This window comes from Okeania sp. SIO2B9, from assembly GCF_010672505.1.
Taxonomy (GTDB): Bacteria; Cyanobacteriota; Cyanobacteriia; order Cyanobacteriales; family Microcoleaceae; genus Okeania; species Okeania hirsuta.
This window is the reverse complement of the sequence record NZ_JAAHGK010001260.1, coordinates 1-2,227: the sequence shown is the minus strand read 5'-3', so window position 1 is coordinate 2,227 and position 2,227 is coordinate 1. Positions and strand designations below refer to the sequence as shown.

Here is a 2,227-nt window from a genome sequence, read left to right as displayed (position 1 = left end):
CCTACTTCAAACTGAGGTTTTACCAACAATATTGTTTCACGAGGTGGAATAAGTAATTGCCATAAAGCAGGTAAAACTTTAGTTTGAAGTAGGGAAAAAACGAGTAGGTAAAAAAGGTGTGGTACGTTCTTCTACTGACCAAGCTGAAGCAATTTTTCAAGTATGGAATAGCGCTCAGAATTTAGGATGGGGATATTCTGGTTTAACCTGGTCTCCTATACAAGGTCCGGCTGGTAATATAGAATATTTATTATGGTTAAATATAGAGAGTAAACTTTCACTAGACTTGAAAGCGATCGCTCAGATTACAAAATTAGCTAAACAAGAATTTAATCATAGTTTGTAATTAAAATTTGACTTTTAAAATAGCCACACTTCTGACTATCAACAGGACTTTTGAAGATAGTGAGGTACAGTTATAAAACTATTCTTATACAGAGTGCAGAGACTCTACATATAGGGAGGGCGAATAGAATTCGCCCCTACAAATGGTGCTTTAAAAGTAAATTTGCGTAAGTCCTGTTATATTTCCTGTTCCCTGTTCCCTGTTCCCTGTTTCCTAGAGCAATAAGACTTTGTACCTCATCAACTAGAAAACTACTGTAATATTAAAAACAAAAAGTTACTTAGGGTTTGCTGATTAAATCTCAAAGCATTGACTGATATTGGTCAGGGTCTTTTTGAGGTGGAAAAAAGTACCTATTTTTCAGCTTTTGATGCTCAAAAAGTTAGCATTAAAGGCAGACAATATTTGATATCCCTATACTTCCCATTCTACCCACACTTTCCATCCTGCCTACTGCCTACTGCCTACTCCCTACCTACTGCAAAAAAACTTTTTCAGCAAACCGTACTTATTGCCTAGTATGATTCAGACAAAATTCATATCTAGAGTCAGATATCCTGGGGATAGTATTTAATTAAAATAAGTGCTACAGTGGAATGAAAAAAGTGATTTGTATGAATTATGAACGCTATTAGGGAAAATATAAGTATTGAAAAATATCAAAATTCTAGGCTTGGTAAAGAAATTTTTCCAGGCTTTAATCTTGTGAATTTAAGTCCAAAACAGGCAGAAGAATTGAAGGAAAATCTCTGGGAAAATGGTGTTATTTTCATCCGCAACCAAAATCTGACGGCATCTCAGTTAACAGAATTTGCCAGACAGACCTTTAGAGATTCAAGTCTTGGTCATCGCCGCCCAAAATCCCTAAATCCTGAAATTCCTGCATACTTACAAAGTTCAGGGTGTGGTATTTTAGGGAATCCTAAAGGATTATCTCAGAATGTGCTAGGTAAGATTGCCTGGCAATGGCATCACGACAAAGACCTTCTTCCAAAAACTGCTGGGTTAGAGATGAATACTCCTTATGTGGTCATGCTATATGGTGTGACTATCCCTTCAGAAGGCATTGATGGACAGCCTCATACTACTGGTTTTCTAGATATGATCAAAGCTTATAATAACTTTGAACCTGAATATCAGCAGCAATTAGAACAGCTTTCAATGTATCATCTTTCTCCCGTATCTCCACAACCAGGGGAGGAGATCCCCAGGAAACTACATCCTTTAGTATCAACTCACCAAATAACTGGACGTAAAGGTTTATATTTGGGTTCAGACACTTCTATTCTACAGGGACTTGAGGATAAACCTGATTTGGCAAAGCGATATTGGGTAGAGTTATTTGAGAAAGCTCTTAATTATACACCTATTTATCATCATGTTTGGCAAGCTGGAGATATTGTATTTTGGGATAATTCCCAAGTTATGCACACTGGAAAAGCCTACGATTCTAGTAAATATAAACGCATTGCTTTGCGTATTGGAGTTGTGAATAATCGTGATGATTATAACTGCTAAGTTGACAAAAAATCACATCTCTTTCATTTGGATGATTCATTGATTTATCCTCATATATTTGTCTATTTTTATCTAAAATAATTAAAGTATTACAGCAGTTTTGGAGTTGAGTGAATAGGGAATATAAATTAGTATTAAACTGTACCTTAGCATCCTGCAAAATGCTGTAATATTTTTATATTACTATCTAAATAATACAAGTTATTTTTACTATTAATTTTCTGAATAAACTGCTAAATAGTGGTTGATTAATATTAGTTTATTCCTATATTTCAAAGTAATACCAATTACAAAAAATAGGGTGAATCTCAATATTTGCAAAAATATTTTTTTCTTATTCCCTATTCCCTGTTCCCTGTTCCA

Annotated in this window: 1 protein-coding gene and 1 pseudogene; both read left to right on the top strand. The window is 34.7% G+C overall.

From position 1 onward, the window contains the following. Positions 1-82 precede the first annotated feature (82 nt). A pseudogene (locus F6K13_RS29590) lies at positions 83-346 on the top strand (SAM-dependent methyltransferase); the annotation flags it as partial. Positions 347-967: 621 nt separating this feature from the next. Beyond that, positions 968-1,864 (top strand): TauD/TfdA family dioxygenase, encoded by an 897-nt coding sequence (locus F6K13_RS29585; protein ID WP_124155248.1) that lies wholly within the window; start codon positions 968-970, stop codon positions 1,862-1,864. Positions 1,865-2,227 lie beyond the last annotated feature (363 nt).